This is a genomic window from Couchioplanes caeruleus, from assembly GCF_023499255.1.
Lineage (GTDB): Bacteria > Actinomycetota > Actinomycetes > Mycobacteriales > Micromonosporaceae > Actinoplanes > Actinoplanes caeruleus_A.
In genome coordinates, this window is sequence record NZ_CP092183.1 from 1,198,543 (window position 1) to 1,219,297 (window position 20,755).

Here is a 20,755-nt window from a genome sequence, read left to right on the forward strand (position 1 = left end):
GCGAGGTGTCCCATGCGGCCCGTCGTTTCTCACGTTGTACAGTTCGCGGTGGCGCTCAGCCTGGCCACGTTCGGGATCGCCGTCGCACCGGGTCAGCCCGCCCAGGCAGCTGCCGCAGCGGTGACCGACGGCAGCGCCCGTTTCCAGGTGCTCACGCCGACGCTGATCCGGATGGAGTACGCCGGCGACGGCGCATTCACCGACGCGACGACGTTCAACGCGGTCAACCGGTCGTTCCCGGCACCCGCGTACACGACCACGGTCACCTCGGACGGCTATCGGGAGATCCGGACCAGCGCGGTGACGCTGCGGTACAAACAGAACAGCGGCCCGTTCACCGCGTCGAACACCACCCTCACCGTCGGGTCGACCGGCGCCACCGCGCGGCCGGCGTTCCCGTCGTACTGCCCCGCGTCCGCCGCGTGCGAGGCGGAGAACGCGCTCTTCCCGGGCAACGTCACCCCGGCGTACGACCACAAGGGATACACCGGCAGCGGGTTCGCCTCGGGCTTCGAGGGCACCGGCAGCGGCGTGCAGGAGGACGTGGACGTGCCGGCCGCCGGCTCGTGGCGGCTCGCGATCCGCTATGCGAACGCGGTGGGCAGCGACAACCAGTCCACCACCCGTACGCTGACCGCCCACGTCAACGGTGCCACCGGCCCCCGGTTCAGCCTCCCGCCGACCGGCTCGTGGGACACGTGGTCCACCGCCTCGGTGACCGTCAGCCTGCGCGCGGGCAGCAACGCGATCAGCGTCCTGCAGGACGCCGCCGACTCCGGCCGGGTCAACATCGACAGCATCGCCGTCACACCGGCCTCGGCGACCGGCTACCCGGCGCCGGTCACCACGCTGCAGACCACCGGGTACGGCGCCGGCCCGGCGAGCCAGGTCGGCGGCTGGTACCGGTCGCTGGACAACCTCCCCAACGGCCTGCCCGACCAGAGCGCGCTGCACCCGGGCATCCTCAACCGCGGCGGCTGGTACCTGCTGGACGACAGCCGGACCGCACTGCTGTCGGCCGACCACACCGTCACCGACCGGCCCGGCCACGGCGCGGGCGTCTACCAGGACGGCTACTTCTTCGGGTACGGGCAGGACTACAAGCAGGCGCTGTCCGACCTCAACGCGCTGACCGGCGGCGCGAACCTGCTGCCGCAGTCGGCGTACGGCGTCTGGTTCTCCCGGTTCTGGGGTTACAGCACCGCCGACTACCAGAACACGCTGCTGCCCGCGTTCCGGCGGAACTTCACACCGCTCGACTGGCTCGTCGTGGACACCGACTGGAAGAAGCCCGTCGAGTGGGACGGCTGGAACTGGAACACGGACCTGTTCCCCAACCCGCAGGGGTTCATGGACTGGACGAAACAGGAACACCTCGACGTGAGCCTCAACGTCCACCCCGAGATCGACTCCACCGACCCGCGGTACCCGGCCGCCAACTCCGCCGCGGGTGGCCTGCCGGTGCAGCCCGACGGGCACACGCACTACTTCGACTGGTCGAAGCCGGCGCACCTGAGCGCGTACCAGGCGCTGCACGCGCCCTTCGAGCAGCAGGGCGTCCGCGCCTGGTGGCTGGACTACTGCGGCGGCTGCGGCTCGTCCATCGCCTCGGACCCGCACGTGGGCGCCGACAACCTGATCAATGAGGCGTACGCGGACCACGACACCGCCCGAGGCCTGCGCGGCTTCGCGTTCAGCCGGATCGGCGGCACCGAGCACGGCAGCCTCGACGCCTCAAGCTTCGCGCAGGGGCCGTGGTCGGAGCGGCGCAACACGCTGGCGTTCACCGGTGACACGTACTCGACCTGGGACACCCTGGCGTACGAGGTGAAGTTCACCGCGGCCGAGGCGGCTGCCGGGCTGGTGAACGTCACGCACGACATCGGCGGCTTCCACGGCAACCACCTGCCCGACGACATGTACGCGCGGTGGGTGCAGTTCGCGACCTTCCAGCCCGTCGACCGGTTGCACTCCGACCACGGCGACCGGCTGCCGTGGGACTACCCGGGCGCGGCGCAGGCCGGCGCGCAGAAGTTCCTGCGGTTGCGGGAGTCGCTGGTGCCGTACACGTACACGCTGGCGCGGCAGGCGAACCAGACGGGCGTGCCGATCGTGCGGCCGCTGTACCTGAACTATCCGACGTACGACCAGGCGTACACCGCGACCGGTGAGTACCTGTACGGCGACAACCTGCTGGTCGCGCCGATCACCTCGCCGAACGACGGCAACGGCAACGGGTCCGCGTCGGTGTGGGTGCCGCCGGGCACGTGGACGGACTACTTCACCGGCGCCTCGTACGCCGGCCCGGCAACGGTGACCATCACGGCGCCGCTGTCCCGGATGCCGCTGCTGGTGCGGTCCGGCGGGGTGGTCCCGCAGCGCACCGACTACGTGCACGCCCAGAAGGACAGCGTCGCGAGCCAGTACACGGTCAACGTGGCCGCCGGCGCCGACGGCTCGTTCCCGGTGTACGCCGACGCCGGGGAGGGCACCGGTTACAAGTCCGGTCAGTTCACCACCACGCCGCTGTCCTGGGCCGACGGGTCACGGACGTTCACCGTCGGCGCCACGAGCGGCAGCTTCCCGGGGGCGCCGGGCACACGGGCGTACACGCTGCGGGTCTCGAACAGCGGCGCACCCGCTGCCGTGCTGGTCGACGGGGTGCAGGTGCCCGAGACGGCGTGGGGTTACAACCGGAACAGCCGCACGGTCACCGTGACCACCGACCGGCTGTCCACCACGGCCGCGCACACCGTGACGCTCAGCGGCACCGCCACGGACAACCCGGCCACCGGTGAGGCGATCGGCGTCGGCGGGCTGTGCCTCGACGTGCGCGGCGGCGTCGCGGCCGACGGCCAGCCGATGCAGGTCTACACCTGCAATCACAGCGCCGCGCAGCAGGTGAGCCACGCGGACGACAACACGGTCCGGGTGCTGAGCCGCTGCCTGACCGCCGGTGGCACCGCCAACCGGGCCCTCGTGACGATCGCCGGCTGCTCGGGCGCCGCGAGCCAGTCGTGGACCCGGCAGGCCGACGGCACCCTGCTCAACCCCGCCTCCGGACGCTGCCTCGACGTGCCCGACTCCAACCGGACCCCCGGCGCGGTGCAGCTGCAGATCTACGACTGCGTACGCACGGACGGCCAGCTCTGGCGGCTGCCGCCCGGCAAGGTCACCGGACCCGGCGGCCTGTGCGTCGACGTCGCCGACGGTGACCCGGCCTCGGTCAATGCCGCCCAGCTGTTCACCTGCAACGGCACCGACGCGCAGCGCTGGTCCACGCCGGGCGACGGCACGGTCCGTACGTTCGGCAAGTGCCTCGACGTGTCGAACGCGGGTACCGCCAACGGCACCCCGGTGCAGCTGTTCGACTGCAACGGCAGCGGCTCGCAGACGTGGACCAGCCGCAGCGACGGCTCCCTGGTCAACCCGCAGTCGGGGCGGTGCCTGGACGATCGCGACAACCGGCAGCAGCCCGGCGACCCGCTGCAGATCTACGACTGCAACGGGTCCGCGGCCCAGAAGTTCCGGTGGAGCTGACCCTCAGGCGATCAGGAGACGGCGAGGGCCTGCCGGCGCGGGCGGGGGCCCTCGTCGGCGTGGGTGGCCGAGACCGTCTGCGTGGACCAGCGCATGGCGTCCATGACCGCGCCGGTCAGGTCGTTGCCGGCCGGGGCCGCGCCCATCAGCGCGAGGTCGCCGTGCTCGTACGCGTCGACCACCCGCAGCATCCGCCCGAGCCGGCCCGTGCCGCGGGTCAGGGCGGCGCTGATGTCCGCGGTCAGCGGCAGGTGGTTGACCAGCGAGGACGCCGTGATGCCCAGCAGGTCGGCGACCGCGGTGACCAGCCCGGCCACGAACGCGGCGTCCGGGTCGACCTCGAAGCGCGAAGCGAGGTTCTGGCAGAGCCGGGCCCGCATGAGCGCGTCGGTCAGCTGCGCCTCGGTCGCCTCCGCCACGTCGTCGACCACCATCAGCATGGCCCAGCGGCGGATGTGGGCGAGGCCCAGCATGACGACGGCCTGCCGGATCGACGACACCCGCCGGATCGTGCCCACCGCGGCGCTGTTGCTGGCCCGCAGGACGCGCATCGTCAGCGCCGGGTCGCTGGAGATGATGGAGACCACGTAGTCGATGTCGGCTTCCGCGGCGCTCAGTGCCCCGAGCAGCTCCAGCCGGCGCAGCTTGAACGGCGTGATGCACGCGGCCGTCATCACCTGGGGGCGGCTCAGCACGAAACCCTGGCGCAGCTCGATGCCGTACCGGTCGCACAGGGCAAGGTGCTCAACCGTCTCCAGGCCCTCGGCGACGATCTCCACGCCGGGGAAGCCGCGGAAGAACGCCAGCTGGCCGGGCAGCTCCGCCTCGTCGGCGGAGGGCAGATCGAGCTTCACGTACGAGGCCAGCGGGAGCAGCCGCTCGTGGCCGGACTTCCACACGAAGTCGTCCAGCGCGATGCGGTAGCCGGCCGCCACGAGGTTCGACACGCCCGCCACCACCGCGTCGTCGACCTCGACCGTCTCGAGCACCTCCAGCACGACGTTCTCCGGCCCGAACGGCAGGATCAGCTCGCCGGTGAGGAACTCGCGGGTGAGGTTGATGAAGCACATGCGGTCGCCGACGACCTCGTCGAGGCCGAACTCGGTGAACGCGTTGACCAGCACCTGGCTGGTCGCGTACGCATCCCGCCGGCCGGCCTCGACGGCGCTGGTGTTCCCCCGGAACAGCAGCTCGTAGCCGGCGATGTCACCGGAGGCGTCGAAGATCGGCTGCCGCCCGATGTGCACGAGGCGGGTGCCCGGCTGAGGGAACCGCGACTGGTTTTCCACGGCGGAACGATCGGCGGCCTTGACCTTGCCTTGAGGATTCCATGCGGAGAACTTGAGCCCCGGATCAGCGGGCTCCGCCGTTGTCGTGCTTGTGCCGCCGGGTGGTCGGCGGGGCGCCGGTCTCGTTGGTGCCCGGGTCCCGCTTGGCCGTCCAGGCGCCGGTGTTGTCCCCGCGGCCGTAGTGCTCCCGGACGGCTTCCAGGCCGGCTTCCTGACACGGCCAGGGCAGCCCGCAGCGGCAGCGGCGCAGGCGCAGCGGCCACCAACCGGTTCGAGGTGCGTGCATCCTCTGAGTCAAACCCACCGGGCGCCGCCGGCGCTCCCGCCGCGCGGGTGTTTCGGTGCAGACTCCATGCTGCATTATTCAGCACATCGACTTAACCGTTTCGGGTGACGGTCACACCACCGCCGGGCCGGCCGCGCCCGGCGGGCGTCGGGCCCCGCTCAGTAGCTGCCGACCGCTATCACCTCGTCGACCGGCTTGCGGGTCACCTCGTTCTTGATCAGTTTGCGCGAGGTCTCCTTGCCGTCCACGAGTACGACCTCGTAGGTGCGGGTGCGCACGCCGTCGATTCCCTCGGTCCGCTTCTCCTTGGTGCCCTTGGGCAGCCAGTTGTCCTTGACGGTCCGCGTCTTGAACTTGATCGGCTCGGTCTTCTTCTCCGTACGCTTCTGCTTGCCGGCCACGGTCTGCGTCTCCGCCGCCTCCGCCGTCCCCGAGCCGGAGGGCTGCGCCACCGGCTGTTCCACCCGGCCCACGACCTGCGCGGGCTCGTCGCCGCCGAAGGCCGCCGTCAGGGCCAGGGCGCTGCCGCCGGCCACGGCCAGCGCCGCCACGATCAGGCCGGCCTTGTGCCAGGTCTTGAGCCGGGACCACATAGATGTCTGGTTTGCCACCCGAACAGTGTGGACGGCGGGTCCGTGCCTCGACTCATCCGTTCGGGTGATCCGGCGACCCGAAAGAGCCTAGCCGCTCACAACTCTTTCGAGGTCAGGATCCTCCGGTGGAGACCGTGACGTCCGAGGACGAGGCCGGCGCGGGCGCCGGGCCGTCCGGCGACCCGCGCGACACGCCGAAGGCCAACAGGCCCAGGAGTCCCACGAGGAGCAGGGTGGCGATGGCAAACTCGAGCTTCTCGCGCGGCCGGGCGCGCCAGAGCCCCTGCTGGGGGACCTCGTCGTACCACCGAGGCTGGTGATCGGGCACGGTCTCAGTCTTCAACGGAACCCCCGGGCTGTGATCGGCGAAAGAAGCAAAAAGATTTAGCCTCTTACCGGACCACTATATGTCCCTTCGGTTCGTTATCGCACGCCCCTTCTTGCCCGGGTGCTGAGCCGGCGATGAGGTTGCATTGAGGTTGCGGTCCGATCAGTCGGGGCATGACCCAGTCGAACCTCCTCGCCGTGCCGCCCGTGGTCGTCGCCGGGCCCGCCCGCCACCTCACCGTCCAGCCGTTCCCGTACGCCGTCACCGCCGTCGAGCTGAGCATCGTCGCGCCGTTCCGCCGCCCGGACGAGCGGCTGCTGACCGTCCTGCGGGACGTCAGCCGCATCCTGCACGCCCAGGGCATCTCCTTCGAGGTGATCGCCGTTCCCGCCGGCCGGGTCGACGGTGACGCCGCCGCGCTGGAGAAGCTCGCGTACACCCGCGTCGTCCGCTCGCGTGACCTGCAGGACAAGGGCGCGGCGATGGAGGTCGGCTTCGCCATGGCCACCGGCGCCTGGGTCTGCTTCCTCGACGCCGAGGGCGACGACGAGATCGACGCGTACGAGCTCGCCGAGCACTTCCACCGCGCGCGTGAGGGCGACGCCTGACCGTGCTCTGATGGGCACATGGACGAGACCCGGCTGCTCGCTGCCGCCCGCGGCGGGGACGCCGACGCCTTCGGCCGGCTGACCGGTGCGTACCGGGCGGAGCTGCTCGCGCACTGCTACCGGATGCTCGGCTCGGTGCACGACGCCGAGGACGCGCTGCAGGAGTCCCTGATCCGGGCCTGGCGCGGGCTCGGCACGTTCACCGACGGCTCGGTACGGGCCTGGCTCCACCGCATCGCCACCAACCGCTGCCTCACGCTCATCGCCCGCCGGGCCCGCCGCGAGCTGCCCGCCGACCTCAGCCCCGGCGCCCCGCTGAGCGAGGTCGCCTGGCTCGAACCCTGGCCCGGCCGGACCTCCGCCCAGCGCAGCGCGGAGGCCGCAGCCGTTCAGCGGGAGCACGTCGAGCTGGCGTTCGTGGCCGCGCTGCAGCACCTCTCCGGCTCGCAGCGGGCCGTGCTGCTGCTGCGCGACGTGCTCGGCTTCACCGCCGCCGAGACCGCCGACCAGCTCGGGACCACCGTCGCCGCCGTGAACAGCGGGCTGCAACGGGCCCGGGCCACCCTGGCGCGGCGCCGCCCCACCCCGGCGCGCCGCCCCTCCGACGACATGATCAAGACCCTCACCCACCGGTACGCGGCCGCGTGGCACGCCGGCGACGTCGACGCGATCGTGGCGCTGCTCGCCGAGGACGCCACGTACTCGATGCCGCCCCTGCCGCAGTGGTTCTCCGGCCGTACGCGAATCCGTGAGTTCCTGCTGGAACGGCCGCTGCTCCACCGCTGGCACTTCCTGCCGGCGCGGGCCAACGGCCAGCCGGCCTTCGGCACCTACCTGTGGGACGACGCGCGGGAGCGGTGGACCTGGGCCGGGCTCGACGTGCTGCGCATCGAGGGCGAGCAGATCGCCGAGGTGGTGTCGTTCCTGCTCGCGCCGCCGGGAGATTTCGGCCTGCCCGATGAGTTCGGGACGCCGCCGGGGTTGTAGGGGTACGACCCCTGCGAAGGAGACCCCATGCTGCTCGAGCACAAGAACGCGATCATCTACGGCGGCGGTGGCCGGATCGGCGGCGCGATCGCCCGCGCGTACGCCCGCAACGGCGCCCGCGTCTTCCTCGCCGGGCGCACGCTCGCGCCCCTCGAGAAGGTGGCCGGCGACATCCGGTCGGCGGGCGGCCGGGCCGGCACCGCGATCGTGGACGCCCTCGACGAGCGGTCCGTCGACACCCACGCCGACGAGGTGGCCGCCAAAGCGGGGAGCATCGACGTCTCCGTCAACGTCATCGCCGACAGCGACGTGCAGGGCACCCCGATGGCCGACATGTCACCCGCGGACTATCTCAGCCCGGTGCTCACCGCCGTACGGTCCAAGTTTCTGACCTCGCGCGCCGCGGCGCGGCACATGCGCGCCCGGCGCTCCGGGGTGATCCTGGCCTTCGGCGGCTCGGGCGACCGCGCGGCCGCCCGCCGGTACGCGCTCGGCGGCCTGCAGACCGGCTTCGAGGCCGTCGAGGCGATGCGCCGCCAGCTCGCCACGGAACTCGGCGGCCACGGCATCCGCGTGATCACCCTGCAGACCGGCGGCGTGCCGGAGTCCATCCCGCGCGAGGTCGAGGGCCGCGACCGGATCGAGGCCGACCTGGTCGGGCAGACGCTGCTGGGGCGTACGGCGACCCTGGAGGACGTGGGCAACGTGGCGGTGTTCGCCGCCTCCGACTGGGCCCGCACGATCACCGGCGCGGCGATCAACATGACCTGCGGCGCGGTCCTCGACTGACGGGTCAGGGGCGGTGTGCCTGGACCAGGAAACGGTGGGCGGTCACGGTGAAGTGCCCGTACGTGCGGATCCTGGCGTCGATGCGGCGCAGCTCCCGGTCGTAGCGGGCCGGGTCGAAGCCGCGGACCTGCCAGGGCACCGCCCGCAGCTGGTAGACGAGCGCGCCGATGTCGTGGAACGTCAGCGGCGGCCGCTCCTCGCGGACGTCGCTCACCTCCAGCCCGGCCGCCCGCAACGCCGCGACCGCCGTCTGCGCGGTCCACGTGTGCGGGTACGGCGGCGGCGCGCCCAGCTCGGCGTTCAGATCGGCCAGGTCGTCGCTGCCCACCTGCTGGGTCAGCACCGTGCCGCCGCGCCTGAGCAGCCGGGCGATGTCGGCCGCCGGGAGCCGCCCGTGCCGGCTCAGCACCAGGTCGAACTCCTCCTCGCCGCCCGGCAGCTCGGTGAGCACCGACACCCCGAACGGGGTGAGCCGGTCCCGGGCCACCGGCACGTTGGGCGCCCAGCTCTCCACCGCGACGGTGTGCGCGGGCAGCGGCGCCAGCTCGGCGAGCAGCTCACCGCCGCCGGTGTCGAGGTCGAGCATGCTGCCGGCGCGGCGCAGCAGGGGCCGGGCCAGGCCGGGGAAGGACCAGGAGGGGTCGGAGCCGACGGCACGCCCGTCCAGCCACGCGAACTCCCAGCCGATGATGGGCACACCGGCGGCCTCGTCCACGAGGTGGTCATAGTGCCGTCCGGAACGCATGGCCCGACCGTAACCGGGCGCTGACGCCGGTAGCCCGCCCGATACGCCGTCGTTACGGAAGCTTGGCCGTTATGGAAGCTGCGCCGGGCTCCACCTCGAGGACCTCGCACGGCTGCTGCCCCCACGAGCCCATGTCCAGCGTGAAGCGGTGTCCCACGATCGGCTTGATGTCGCCGGTCGCCCACCAGCGCGCGAGCAGCTCCGGCTCGGTGAGCGCCCGCCAGACCACTCGGAAATCTCCGACACGTCAACTGTCACTTCGTCGTGCCGCCCGGCGGCCGGTGCGCGGGCGGCGGCTCGGTGGTGCAGGTGAGCGGCACACCGGTGGGCACCAGGCGCTCGACCGATCCGGGGTTGCCACCGACGGAAGTGAGCTGCGCCGGGGACAGGAATCCGATGAACAGCTGCGTCCCGTCGGGCATGGCCGCGGGAGTGAAGACGAAGGTGACCTTGCCGTCGCTGCCGCGTTCGCCCTTCATCACCTGGTCGACGCCGGGACCGACGCCGCTCGGGTCCAGGGTGCCGTCGTCCTGCGGGCCCCGGCAGAACTCGCCGGTCCGGATCTGCACGGGGAAGCCGGCCGCGTTCAGGGCCTGCTGCAGTCCCTCGTGGTCGGCGAAGTAGCGCTGCTTGTCCCAGGTGGCGTGGACCGTACCGTCGCTCCGGCTGTCCACCGTGTAGGCGACCGTACGGATGTGCACCCCGGTCGCCGAGGTCGATGGTTGCGCGGCGTCGGTGACCCCCAGCGTCAGGCCGGTGAGTGCCGCCGTACCGGCCACCACGCCGGCCGCCGTACCGAAGAGGCGGCGGCGCTGCCGGGCCCGGCCGGCGGACACGATCCGCTCCGCCGGGGTGGACATGCCCACGTCGCCGAACGACTCCCGCACCGCGTGCAGGACGGCGCCCGTGTCTGTGTCGTGCTCGCTCATGGCCTTACCTCCAGATGTTCCTCGTCGACCAGATGTGCGCGCAGCGACGCGACGGCCCGGGACAGGTGGGCGGTGACCGTGCCGGGGGCGATCCCCAGCACGGCCGCGGTGCCGGCGGTGTCCAGGTCCAGGAACACCCGGCACGCGAGCACCTCCCGCTGCCGCCGGGGCAGTCCGCGCAGCGCGGTGAGCAGCGCCGGATCCAGCCCGGAGTCGACGGCGCCGACGTCCTCGACGTCGGGGGTGCCGTCCCACGCCACCTCCCGCCGCTGCCGCCGCCACCGTGAGACGCGGACGTTCAACGCCGTACGGACGATCCACGCGCGCGGCGCGGGATGGCGGCTCACCTTGTGCCACGACGTCCAGGCCCGGGTGAACGCCTCCGCCACCAGGTCCTCGGCCAGCTGCCGGTCACCCACGCTGACCAGCACCGCCCGTAAGCAGGCGGCCTGATCCGACCGGTAGAACTCGGTGAACTCTCGCTGCTTCACATCAGGTACACGCCGCAGGAAGCGCATCCGCTTACCTCACTCGAACAGAAGCGAAAGCTGGTCGCGGCTGTGCGGGTCGTCCAAGACCTCGCTGATCCACGCGGTCGCGGCCGCGCGGTCCGGGGAACGTGGCCCCGGGCTCAGCCAGTCCGATGCCGCCGCCTCGGTGATGTGCCCCAGCTGGGCGATCAGCATCGAGAAGTCGCCGTGCCGGCTCAGCGTCGCCGGGCCACCGGCCGACCGGTACGCGGCGGTCAGCGCGCGGGCCCGGCCCCGGTCGTGGCGGGCGAACTCGAACAGCGCGCACGCCAGCTCCTGCGCGGGATCGGCAGCGCCGCTGTTCTCCCAGTCGATGACGCACAGCCCGCCGTCCGCGGTGGGCAGCACGTTGTCGGCCCACAGGTCGCGATGACAGATCTGCAGGTTGGTGGGCGGCTCGATCCACGACTCCAGCGCCACGAGCTCGTCGCGCAGCGCGGCCAGGCGGTCGGCGAAGGGCGCGCCCTCCCGGTGCAGCGCGGCGATCAGCTCATCCCAGCGTGGCGCGCCGACCGGTTCGGTGTACCACGGGTGGACCGGACCGGCGGTGTCCACATGGACGCCGTGCAGGGCTGCGAGCGCCGCTCCGACCAGTTCGGGGTCGAGGTTCGGGTCGGGGGCGCCCAGATCCACCCACTCGTACACGCGTACCGGGACACCGTCCACGGCGGCGAAGACGTGACCGTCGCCGGTACGCCGTACCCGCGGAGCAGGAACGCCGGCCGCGCAGGCGGCCTCCTGGAAATCAGCGGTCCCGCCGTCCTCGGCGGGCAGGAACGGGACCTTGATCGCCCACCTGCCCTCGGTCGTGTCCAGCCGCCAGACGACACCCTGCTTGCCCCGCGCGACCGGGCCGTCGGACAGCCGGACGGCGGCGCCGAGGCTGAAGTGCCGGGCGATGGCGGAAGCGTCCATCCGCCAGCTCTACCACGGCTCGCCAGTGGGCAGATCTACCGTCGGGGTAACGAGAGAGGAAGGACGCCGATGTCCAAGGTTCTGTTCGTGATGACAGGTGCGGACCACCTGACGCTCAAGGACGGCACGCGGCACCCGACCGGTTTCTGGGCCGAGGAGTTCCTGGCGCCGTACCGGGCGCTGGTCGCCGCGGGCCACGAGGTCGTCGTCGCCACCCCGGGCGGGGTCGTGCCGCCCGTCGACCGGGGAAGCCTCGCGCCGCGGGCCAACGGCGGTGACGAGGGGGTCGCCGAGGCGCTCGCCGCCGTGACCGAGCTGAAGGATCCGCTGCGGCTCGAGGATGTCCGGCTCGGCGACTACGCGGCCGTGTTCTACCCCGGCGGGCACGGGCCGATGGAGGATCTGTCCCGCGACGAGGCCTCCGCCGCCCTCGTCCGCAACACCCTCGCCGACGGCAAGCCGCTCGCCCTGGTCTGTCATGGCCTGGCCGCGCTGGTGCCGGCCGCCGGCGACGACGGCACCTGGCCGTTCGCCGGTTACCGGATGACCGGCTTCACCGACGCCGAGGAGACCGCGGCCGGCCTGGCCGGCGCGGTGCCGTGGCTGCTGCAGAGCCGGCTGGTCGAGCTCGGCGCGCAATTCGACGAGGGTACGCCGTGGGCGTCGAACATCGTGGTGGACCGCAACCTGTACACCGGCCAGAACCCCGGCTCGTCCGCCGATCTCGCCGCGGCGCTGATCGACGCGCTGAAGTAGCAGTCAGCCCTGCCGGGCGCCGCGGGGCTGCCAGCCGGCGGGCGGGTCCTCGCCGACCCGCCCGTCGACCGCCTCGCGCAACAGGTCGGCGTGGCCGGTGTGCCGGCCGTACTCCTCGATGAGGTCGCAGACGAGCCGGCGCAGGCTGGCCCGTTCGCCGCCGGGGCCGCTGATGTCGGCCGGCTGGTCGAGCCCACCGTCCGCGAGCGCGGCGGTCAGCGTGGTGCGGGCGCGTTCCACCGCGCCGTCCCAGAGGGCGTACAGCTCCGCGGGGGAGTCGTCGGCGGCGGACGTGAAGTCCCAGCCCTCCTCGGTCGCCGCCGGCCGCCAGATGTCGCCGGGCGACTCCCCGCGGAACTTCGTGTGGAAGGTGTAGTCCTCGACCAGCGCGAGGTGCTTGAGCAGGCCGCCGAGGGTCAGCGCGGAGGAACCCAGGCGGCCCCGCAGGCCGGCCGCGTCGAGCTCGTCCACCTTCCATCGGAAGGTCGCGCGCAGCCGATCCAGGGCGCCGGTGAGGTGTTCGGCCTCCGTGCCCGCGAACGGTGGTTCCCACCAGAAGTCGCCGTCGGTCATCGCGTGACCGTACCCGGAACGTCGAGGGGCGTCCCGGCTTGTTCGACCTGGTGGATGAGCTGCTTGAGGCGGGCGATCTCGTCACGCAGGGCGGCCTCCCCGGCGGCGGTGAGGGTGATCCAGGTGCGGGGGCGTTTGCCCTCGTACCCCTTCTCGATCTGGATCAGCCCGGCCTTCTCCAGGACGGTCAGGTGCTGACCGAGGTTGCCGGCGGTCAACTGGAGCGTGGTGCGCAGGAATCCGAACTCGACCTGGCGGGCCTGATGGGCGACGGTCATGATGCCGAGGCGTACGCGCTGGTGGACGACGTCGTCGAGGCTGTTCGCGGGATGATCGGTCGTCACGCGCGAGCCTCGGTGCCCGGCCGGAACGCGGCGAAGGCGGCTGCGCCCAGGAGCAGCATCCCCGCCGGGACGAGCAGGTAGGGAAGGAAGAACCACGGCGACGACGACCGGATGACGTGGTTGCCCTGAACCGTCCCGACCGCCAGGAAGACGAGCGTGTATGCCAGCAGCGCCCAGTGGCGTTCGATCCAGGCGAGCACCAGCAGCGCCAGCCCGATCACCGCAAGGGGACTGGCCAGCCCGCTCATGAGCCACCCGGCCGGCCCGATGTCCGGGTCGGTGGAGAACGGGTCGGGCGGGGAGAGAAGCGGGTGGAACGTCAACCAGATCGACACGGCCGTCATGAGGACGGCCAGCACCACGCCCACGACGACGTAGGGGCGGATGGGGGTGCCGACGCCGCGCCGCAGCGACTGCCTGATGTAGAAAGCCGCGATCACGGTGTAGGCGAGCAACAGCGCGACTGCCCAATAGCCGAGCTCTGTCGGGTTGGGCGCGGGGCAGACCGTGTAATCCGGACCGGACCGGCACCTGCCGAAGACGTCGAGGTAGGGGGCGTACCGGTAGACCGGGATCGCGAGCAGGGTGATCGTCGCGAAGACCAGCAGCGGGAACCACGTGCCGCGCTGGGCGACCCGGACCCGGCGGGTCAGCTCATGCATGGTCGCCAGCAGCTCCTGCGGGCTGATCGGCTGCGAAACAGAATCGTCTGCCATGCAGTTAGCTTTGCATCACAGACCTAACTGCGCAAGAGACTATGTCGCGCGCGAGTTCGAGTCTCTAGCGTCAGGGGGATCCGGCGAGACACTCCTGACAGGAGGACCGTGATGATTCGTCGATCCCTGGCCGCGCTCGTTGCGGTGTGCGCGCTGCTGGCCCAGCCGGCCGCCGCGTACGCCGGCAGCGGGCACCGCGTCACCCCGCTGCCCCAGGCGCACGCCCACAACGACTACGAGCACGACCGTCCCCTGTACGACGCCCTGTCGCACGGCTTCGCCAGCGTGGAGGCCGACATCTACCTGGTGGGCGGTCAGCTGCTCGTCGGCCACGACCCCGGTGACCTCGAACCCGGCCGTACGCTGCAGAGCCTCTATCTGGATCCGCTCGCCGACCGGGTCCGCGCCAACCACGGTCGCGTCTACCGTGGCAGTGCGCTGTCGCTGCAGTTGCTCGTGGACATCAAGAACACCGGAGCCGCGACGTACGCCGAGCTGGACCGGGTGCTGCGCGACTACCGCCGGATGCTGACGTCGTACCGGTTCGGGCGCGTCTCGCCGGATGCCGTCACGGTGGTGATCAGCGGAGACCGGCCGCGTGAGCTGATGCAGGCCCAGCGGGTGCGGTACGCGTTCTACGACGGGCGCAGCGCCGACCTCAACTCCGGCGCGCCGGCATCGTTCATCCCGCTGATCAGCGACAACTGGAACAACCTGTTCACCTGGCAGGGCGTCGGCCCGATGCCGGCCGGGGAGCGTGCGCGGCTGCGGCAGTTCATTCAGGACGCGCACGCCGACGGGCAGCGGGTGCGCTTCTGGGCCACGCCGGACCAGCCGGGAGCTGCCCGGGAGGCGGTCTGGCAGGAACTTCTCGACGCCGACGTGGACTACATCAACACCGACGACCTGGCCGGCCTGGAGGCTTTCCTGCGCGCGAACGAGGTCGCCGCGGCCGCTTGAGAAATTGTCAATTCGCGGTAACCCGCCGGTAACCCTGGTCATCTGACGGCCATCCGGGGACCCGGCGGGGGCCTGCGACGTCTGTCACAAATTGATCAAGTTCGCAGGTCAGAGCCGGTATGGACGGTCGATCGCTGAGTTGACATGTCTCTCTGCCATCGTGGAGCATCGTCGGACGCCACCCGGACGGGTGACGGGCCGGGAGCAGAGCTGTTCGGGAGCAAGAGCTGTAGCAGCACGGGGGTGTCAGTGCAGCCGACAAGCGTCGCGGACGATGACGTTATAAGACCACATGAGACGGCCGTCCTCGGGGTGCCCGATTCGTTCCGCATCCCGCGCCAGCGTGGCCGGCAGGACACCGTCTCACCGCCCGGCAAGCGACCCACGTACGCCCCGGTGCCGCTCCCGCCCACCGACACCGAGAAGTACCTGTACGCGAAGCGCCGGCTCGCCCCGATGACGCTCGTCTCCCTGGTCAGCTTCGGCTGCCTGCTGGTCAGCCAGGTGGCGTTCGTGCGTACGGCGCCCTGGCTGCTCTTCCTGCTGCCGCTGACCACGTTCACGGTCATCTACTACCTGGTGTCGCTCGCGGTGAACGCCTTCACCAAGGGCTTCGACCTGCAGCAGCACCTCGCGCTCGTCCGGGCTTACAGGCCGGCGCGCTGGCCCTCGGTCGACGTGTTCCTCCCGGTCTGCGGCGAGGCCCCGCACGTGCTGCAGAACACCTGGGAGTCCGTGCGCAGGATGGCCACGGAATACCCCGGCGCGGTGGACGTGTACGTCCTCGACGACTCCTCGGACACGGTCATGGAGCGGATGGCGCTGCGCTTCGGGTTCATCTACCAGCGCCGGCCCAACCGCGGGTGGTACAAGAAGGCCGGCAACATGCGGTACGCGTTCGAGCGGTCGATGAGCGACTACATCCTCGTGCTCGACGCCGACTTCGCGCCGCGTACGGACATGTTGCAGGAGATGCTGCCGTACATGGAGCGCGAGCCCGACCTGGGCATCGTGCAGTCCCCGCAGTTCTTCCGCGTCCACCCCGGACAGGGCTGGCTGGAGCGCGGCGCCGGGGCGGTGCAGGAGCTGTTCTACCGCTCGGTGCAGGTCTCCCGGAACAACCACGACGCCGCGATCTGTGTCGGCAGCTGCGCGCTGTACCGGCGGGCCGCGCTCGCCGAGATCGGCGGCAACACGCTGATCGACCACTCCGAGGACGTGCACACCGGCTTCGACCTGCGGCGGGCCGGGTGGCGGCTGCGTTACATCCCGGTCGCGCTGGCCGCCGGCGTGTGCCCGGCCGACGTCAACTCGTTCTTCACCCAGCAGTACCGCTGGTGCGCCGGCTCGATGAGCCTGCTCGGCTCCAAGAAGTTCTGGCAGCAGAAGCTGTCGCTGCGCGGACGGCTCAGCTACATCTCGGGGTTCTGCTACTACCTGCACACCGGCATCTTCACGCTGGTCGCGCCGATCGTGCCGCTGCTGATGCTGCTGGTCTTCCCGGAGAACGTCGGCATCGCCAACTACCTGCTGATCGTGCCGAGCATCCTCTACAACTTCGTCGTCTTCCCGCTGTGGCACCGCTGCCGGTACGGCTTCAGCTCGTTCACCGTCAAGATGATCTACGGCTGGTCGCACCTCTTCGCCGTCGTGGACATCCTGCGCGGGCGGCGCATGGGCTGGCAGCCCACGGGCGGGACGAAGAAGAAGAGCAAGACGCGGCGGCTGTGGATCGCCATGTGGGCGTTCTCCGGCGGCACCGGCGTGCTCTGGGCCGGCGGCGCCGCCTACCGGATGATCACCGAGGACCCGATCACGTACGCGCCGCTGTTCCTGACCGGCATGTTCTTCCTGACGATCACGGCGCAGGCGGTGCTGGTCGACCCGGAGCACGACCGCGCGGAGGTGCTCTAGGTGCGCACCCGGCACCTGCTGATCGGCTCGGTGATGTCCGCCGTGGCCGTCCTCGAGTTCGCCGTCGCCCAGAACATCACCTTCCACGCCGCCCCGGCCGGTCCCGGCAAGGGCTCGGCCTCCGGCGCCGCGGCCCCGGCCCCGCTCCCGCCCGTGTACGACGTCAAGCCCCTGCTGCGGCCCGACGGCAAGTTCCTCGGCGTCTCGCTGGACGGCGACCCGACGGCCGTGGACAGCGTGAAGGCGTACGCGAAGCGCATCGGCAAGCAGCCCAACATGCTCACGGTCTTCGAGAGCTTCGACGACCAGTTCGCGGCGTCGCAGGTGCGGACGGCGTACCAGCAGGGTGCGCTGCCGGTGGTGCGCTGGGAGCCGTTCAACGCCAAGCTCGCCGACATCGCCGCGGGCAAGCACGACGCGTACATCACGGCGTTCGCCAAGGAGATCCGGCGGGTCAACGTGCCCGTCGCGCTGACCTTCGCGCACGAGATGAACGGCAACTGGTACCCGTGGGGCGCGAAGAAGGTCAAGCCCGGCGTGTACGTGGCCGCGTGGCGTCACCTGCACCAGCTCTTCGAGGCCGCCGACGCGCGCAACGTCATCTGGACGTGGACCCCCAACGTGATCAACCCGGTGCCCTCGGTCAAGCTCAAGCCGCTCTACCCCGGCGACAAGTACGTCGACTGGATCGGCATCGACGGCTACTACACCCACCGCGGCAAGCACACGTATGCGGAGCTGTTCGGGCCGACCAAGCGCGCGGTGCGCCGCTTCACCGACAAGCCGTTCCTCATCGTCGAGACCGGCGGCGAGCCCGGCAGCGAACGGCCCGGCTGGATCCGCGACCTCGCCCGCGGCGTCGCCCGGGACGACGACATGCTCGGCTTCGTCTACTTCAACCAGAACGGGTCCGCCCGCTGGAAGATCGACGCGGACTCCGCCGCCCAGCGGGCCATGCGCGACCGGGTGGACGACAAGACGTTTGGATTCACGGTCCGATGACAGTTGCCGCTCCCGAGAAACCCCAGGTCGCCCGGATCCCCGGCGCACACGAGCTGCGCCGCACCGGCCCGGCCGCCTGGACGGCCTGGTTCGCGCTGCTGCCGGCGGTGGTCATCGCCGCGGTCAGCCTGATCGGCGCGGGCGACCGCGAGATCTGGGCGGACGAGCTCGCCACCTACCACGCGATCACCATCTCGTGGTCGGAGCTGGGCCGGCTGTTCACCAACCTCGACATCATCCACTCCTTCTACTACGTGCTGATGCGCGGCTGGATCGCCGTGGCCGGCGACTCGCTGCTGGCGCTGCGCATCCCGTCGATCGCGGCCCTGGCGCTGACCGGCTCGGTCGTCGTCCTCATCGGACGCCGGCTCGTCAGCACGCCGGTCGGGGTGGTCGCCGGGCTCCTGCTCGCGATCATCCCGTCGATCTCCCGGTACGCGCAGGAGATCCGCTCGTTCGGCTTCGTGACGCTGCTGGCCACGCTGTCGACGTACCTGTTGCTGCGGGCGCTGGAGCGGCCGACCGGCCGGCGGTGGGCCGCCTACACCGCGGCGACGGCCCTGACCGGGCTGGTGCACTTCATGGGCATCACCGTGGTCGGCGGCCAGCTGCTGTACCTGCTGCTGACCACGTCCCGCAGCGACGAGATCCGCCGCTGGCGCTTCGCCGGCGCGCTGGGCGCGGTCGTGCTGATCGTGCTCCCGCTGCCCGCGCTGGCCCAGCAGCAGTCCGGCCAGGTCGCCTGGGTGACGACGAACGCGGCGAAGACCCGCGGCTTCCTCGGCCGGGTGATGCTCTCCGACGACCTCGCGTGGGTGCTGGTCCCGCTCGCCCTGCTCGGCGTGCTGGTCCTCTGGCAGCGTCACCGCGCGGCCGGCGTGATGCTGGTGACCTGGGCCGTCACCCCGATCGTCTTCGGCCTGGTCACCGTCTCGATGCTGCACCTGTTCGTGGCCCGCTACATGCTCTTCACCGTGCCGGCCTGGGCGCTGCTCGCCGCCACGACGATCTGCCACCTCGCGCACCCGCTCGGGCGAAGAGCGCACGGCCCCTGGTGGATGCTCGGGGCCGCCCTGGCCCTGCCCGCCTGCACCTATCTCGCCCTGCCCGACCAGCAGAGCGTCCGAAAGAGCCCCGTGGAGGAGCAGGCCGACTACCGTCCGGCGCTGTTCTACGTCCGCGACCACTACAAGCCGCAGGACGGCATCGTCTACAACGACAACCGCAGCGACCGCAACCAGCTCGCCCGGTCGGCGGCCGAGTACGAACTGCGCCGCGGTGGCCCGCGTGACGTGCTGCTCTACCAGACGGCCGGCCAGATCGGGTACTTCGGTGCCAAGGAATGCCCCGACCCGGCGCCGTGCCTGGCCGACGAGCAGCGGCTCTGGCTGGTCAGCACGACGACGTCGAAGAACCCGTGGGACGGCATGAAGCCGGCGGCGGCCGACATCCTCGCCAAGAACTTTCAGATCAAGGACGACAAACGGTTCCTCAAGGTACGGGTCGTGCTGCTGGTGCGCGGGACCGCCGCGAAGAAGTAGGGAGCTTCGTCGCCGGTTGTTCACCCGGTGTCCAGCCCCCGGGCCCGGACGGGTTGTTGGCTGATACAGCTAGTACTCAGCGACACCCGAAGGGGAACGACACGTGTTTACCCGTACCGTGCGATGGCTGGCCGCCCCCGTGGTCGCCCGCGCCGTCGCCGCGGCCGGCCTGACCCTGGGCAACCCCCTGACCGCCGCCGACGCCGGCGCGAAGCGGCCGGCCAAGGCCCGCAACGTCATCTTCATCAACGGTGACGGCATGGCCGCCGCGCAGCGTGAAGCCGCCCGGCTCTACTACGCCGGCCTCGACGGGCAGCTCACCATGGACAAGCTGCCGGTCTCCGGCCAGCTGACCACCAGCCCGCACGACCCCAAGTCGCCGGTCACCGACTCCGCCGCGGCCGCCACCGCCTGGGCCACCGGGGAGAAGACGTACAACGGCGCGATCAGCGTCGACGTCGACGGCAACCCGCTGCCGACGCTCGGCGCCCAGGCCAAGGCCGCCGGCAAGGCCACCGGACTCGTCACCACCGCCCAGGTGACCGACGCCAGCCCGGCGGCGTTCTTCTCCAACACCGCCAACCGCTCCGCGCAGGACGAGATCGCGCGGCAGTACGTCGAGGTCACCAAGCCCGACGTGATCCTCGGCGGCGGCGAGGACTGGTGGCTTCCGGCGGGCACCGCGGGCGCGTACCCGGACAAGCCGGCCGAGGACCCCACCGAGGCCAGCAAGGGCACCAAGGGCGACCTGATCAGCAGGGCGAAGCAGGGCGGATACCAGTACGTGTCCACCGCGGCCCAGCTCGAGGCCGCCCGCGGCAAGAAGCTGCTCGGCCTGTTCGGCAACGAGGAGCTGTTCCAGCAGCGCCGCGAGGGCGAGGGCGACGTCTACAACCCGCCGGTCAGCCTGGCCACCATGACCACCAAGGCGCTGGGCACGCTGGCGCAGGACCGGGACGGCTTCTTCCTCTTCGTGGAGGAGGAGGGCGTCGACGAGTTCGCCCACGAGAACAACGGCACCCGGATGCTGCAGGCCCTCGGCGAGCTGGAGAAGGCCGTCGCGGTGGCCCGCAACTACGCCGCCGTGCACCCGGACACGCTGGTCGTCGTGACCGGTGACCACGAATGCGGCGGCCTGACCGTCGAGGACACCGGCAGCACGGACGAGTCCGGCGACGGCATCTCCGCCGAGGACGGCCCGTTCGCCATCAAGAACAGCTCGCTGACCTTCACCCTGGACTGGACGACCAGCGGGCACACCGGCGTCGACGTGCCGGTCACCGCGTACGGCCCGCTCGCCGACCGGTTCACCGGCAAGCACCCCAACACGTACGTGCACGACGTGCTGTCGCAGGCGCTCACCCGGCACTGAAGACGCGTAGCCGGATCCTCACGGGCTGGTCAGGTTCG

Annotated in this window: 22 protein-coding genes; 10 read left to right on the top strand and 12 right to left on the bottom strand. The window is 71.2% G+C overall.

All coding sequences use genetic code 11. From position 1 onward, the window contains the following. Positions 1–48 precede the first annotated feature (48 nt). Complete coding sequence (locus COUCH_RS05770) at positions 49–3,540, top strand: ricin-type beta-trefoil lectin domain protein (protein ID WP_249611059.1); 3,492 nt, start codon at positions 49–51, stop codon at positions 3,538–3,540. Between the two features lie 11 nt (positions 3,541–3,551). Here the strand turns inward: COUCH_RS05770 and COUCH_RS05775 are convergent, their stop codons facing one another. From COUCH_RS05775 to COUCH_RS05790, 4 genes are all read right to left on the bottom strand, one after another. Next, positions 3,552–4,829: an EAL and HDOD domain-containing protein gene (locus COUCH_RS05775; RefSeq protein ID WP_249611060.1), complete on the bottom strand. Its 1,278-nt coding sequence runs from the start codon at positions 4,827–4,829 to the stop codon at positions 3,552–3,554. Between the two features lie 64 nt (positions 4,830–4,893). Continuing rightward, entirely contained in the window at positions 4,894–5,115 is a 222-nt protein-coding gene (locus tag COUCH_RS05780) for a hypothetical protein (protein WP_249611061.1), read from the bottom strand. Positions 5,116–5,273: 158 nt separating this feature from the next. Further along, positions 5,274–5,726, bottom strand: a complete 453-nt coding sequence (locus COUCH_RS05785; protein WP_249611062.1) for a G5 domain-containing protein — start codon at positions 5,724–5,726, stop codon at positions 5,274–5,276. A gap of 94 nt (positions 5,727–5,820) precedes the next feature. Further along, the gene (locus COUCH_RS05790) at positions 5,821–6,036 is read right to left on the bottom strand and encodes a hypothetical protein (RefSeq protein WP_249611063.1); all 216 of its coding nucleotides are present in this window, start codon (positions 6,034–6,036) and stop codon (positions 5,821–5,823) included. Between the two features lie 173 nt (positions 6,037–6,209). Here COUCH_RS05790 and COUCH_RS05795 point away from each other — a divergent pair, with 173 nt between their 5' ends. Genes COUCH_RS05795 through COUCH_RS05805 form a run of 3 tightly spaced genes read left to right on the top strand, consistent with a single transcriptional unit; the run spans position 6,210 to position 8,420 of the window. Continuing rightward, the gene (locus COUCH_RS05795) at positions 6,210–6,644 is read left to right on the top strand and encodes a glycosyltransferase family 2 protein (RefSeq protein ID WP_249611064.1); all 435 of its coding nucleotides are present in this window, start codon (positions 6,210–6,212) and stop codon (positions 6,642–6,644) included. An 18-nt stretch (positions 6,645–6,662) separates the two neighbouring features. Further along, entirely contained in the window at positions 6,663–7,631 is a 969-nt protein-coding gene (locus COUCH_RS05800) for an RNA polymerase subunit sigma-70 (protein ID WP_249611065.1), read from the top strand. 27 nt (positions 7,632–7,658) lie between these two features. Continuing rightward, positions 7,659–8,420 carry an SDR family NAD(P)-dependent oxidoreductase gene (locus COUCH_RS05805; RefSeq protein WP_249611066.1) on the top strand — a complete coding sequence of 254 codons (762 nt, stop codon included), beginning with the start codon at positions 7,659–7,661 and terminating at the stop codon, positions 8,418–8,420. A gap of 4 nt (positions 8,421–8,424) precedes the next feature. Here COUCH_RS05805 and COUCH_RS05810 read toward each other — a convergent pair whose 3' ends face one another. From COUCH_RS05810 to COUCH_RS05830, 5 genes are read right to left on the bottom strand one after another with little or no spacing between them, the layout of a single operon-like run. Beyond that, positions 8,425–9,165, bottom strand: a complete 741-nt coding sequence (locus COUCH_RS05810; RefSeq protein WP_249611067.1) for a class I SAM-dependent methyltransferase — start codon at positions 9,163–9,165, stop codon at positions 8,425–8,427. 52 nt (positions 9,166–9,217) lie between these two features. Continuing rightward, positions 9,218–9,394 (bottom strand): SRPBCC family protein, encoded by a 177-nt coding sequence (locus tag COUCH_RS05815; protein ID WP_249611069.1) that lies wholly within the window; start codon positions 9,392–9,394, stop codon positions 9,218–9,220. Between the two features lie 25 nt (positions 9,395–9,419). Continuing rightward, complete coding sequence (locus COUCH_RS05820) at positions 9,420–10,094, bottom strand: hypothetical protein (RefSeq protein ID WP_249611070.1); 675 nt, start codon at positions 10,092–10,094, stop codon at positions 9,420–9,422. Next, positions 10,091–10,585, bottom strand: a complete 495-nt coding sequence (locus tag COUCH_RS05825) for an RNA polymerase sigma factor (RefSeq protein ID WP_249611071.1) — start codon at positions 10,583–10,585, stop codon at positions 10,091–10,093. The genes COUCH_RS05820 and COUCH_RS05825 overlap by 4 nt, the downstream gene beginning before the upstream one ends. A gap of 36 nt (positions 10,586–10,621) precedes the next feature. Then, positions 10,622–11,539 (bottom strand): phosphotransferase enzyme family protein, encoded by a 918-nt coding sequence (locus COUCH_RS05830; protein WP_249611072.1) that lies wholly within the window; start codon positions 11,537–11,539, stop codon positions 10,622–10,624. Positions 11,540–11,608: 69 nt separating this feature from the next. On the opposite strand from COUCH_RS05830, the gene COUCH_RS05835 reads away from it, so the two are divergent. Continuing rightward, entirely contained in the window at positions 11,609–12,295 is a 687-nt protein-coding gene (locus COUCH_RS05835) for a type 1 glutamine amidotransferase domain-containing protein (RefSeq protein ID WP_249611073.1), read from the top strand. A 3-nt stretch (positions 12,296–12,298) separates the two neighbouring features. On the opposite strand, the gene COUCH_RS05840 is transcribed toward COUCH_RS05835, so the two are convergent. The 3 genes from COUCH_RS05840 to COUCH_RS05850 are packed head-to-tail and all read right to left on the bottom strand — an operon-like array spanning position 12,299 to position 13,928. Beyond that, positions 12,299–12,868, bottom strand: coding sequence for a DinB family protein (locus tag COUCH_RS05840; RefSeq protein ID WP_249611074.1), 570 nt, complete (start codon positions 12,866–12,868; stop codon positions 12,299–12,301). Next, a complete protein-coding gene (locus COUCH_RS05845; RefSeq protein WP_275980068.1) occupies positions 12,865–13,212 on the bottom strand; it encodes a winged helix-turn-helix domain-containing protein in 348 nt (115 codons plus the stop codon). The genes COUCH_RS05840 and COUCH_RS05845 overlap by 4 nt, the downstream gene beginning before the upstream one ends. After that, on the bottom strand, positions 13,209–13,928 hold the full coding sequence (locus tag COUCH_RS05850) for a hypothetical protein (RefSeq protein WP_249611075.1): 720 nt from the start codon (positions 13,926–13,928) through the stop codon (positions 13,209–13,211). The genes COUCH_RS05845 and COUCH_RS05850 overlap by 4 nt, the downstream gene beginning before the upstream one ends. Positions 13,929–14,039: 111 nt before the next feature. On the opposite strand from COUCH_RS05850, the gene COUCH_RS05855 reads away from it, so the two are divergent. The 5 genes from COUCH_RS05855 (at position 14,040) to COUCH_RS05875 (ending at position 20,717) form a co-directional block, all read left to right on the top strand. Next, a complete protein-coding gene (locus tag COUCH_RS05855; protein ID WP_249611076.1) occupies positions 14,040–14,888 on the top strand; it encodes a phosphatidylinositol-specific phospholipase C/glycerophosphodiester phosphodiesterase family protein in 849 nt (282 codons plus the stop codon). Between the two features lie 312 nt (positions 14,889–15,200). Then, positions 15,201–16,802 carry a glycosyltransferase family 2 protein gene (locus COUCH_RS05860; protein ID WP_249611077.1) on the top strand — a complete coding sequence of 534 codons (1,602 nt, stop codon included), beginning with the start codon at positions 15,201–15,203 and terminating at the stop codon, positions 16,800–16,802. Further along, positions 16,803–17,804 carry a glycoside hydrolase family 26 protein gene (locus COUCH_RS05865; RefSeq protein ID WP_249611078.1) on the top strand — a complete coding sequence of 334 codons (1,002 nt, stop codon included), beginning with the start codon at positions 16,803–16,805 and terminating at the stop codon, positions 17,802–17,804. After that, complete coding sequence (locus tag COUCH_RS05870) at positions 17,801–19,345, top strand: glycosyltransferase family 39 protein (RefSeq protein ID WP_249611079.1); 1,545 nt, start codon at positions 17,801–17,803, stop codon at positions 19,343–19,345. Before COUCH_RS05865 ends, COUCH_RS05870 begins: the two co-directional genes overlap by 4 nt. Before the next feature lie 103 nt (positions 19,346–19,448). Continuing rightward, on the top strand, positions 19,449–20,717 hold the full coding sequence (locus COUCH_RS05875) for an alkaline phosphatase (protein ID WP_249611080.1): 1,269 nt from the start codon (positions 19,449–19,451) through the stop codon (positions 20,715–20,717). Positions 20,718–20,755 lie beyond the last annotated feature (38 nt).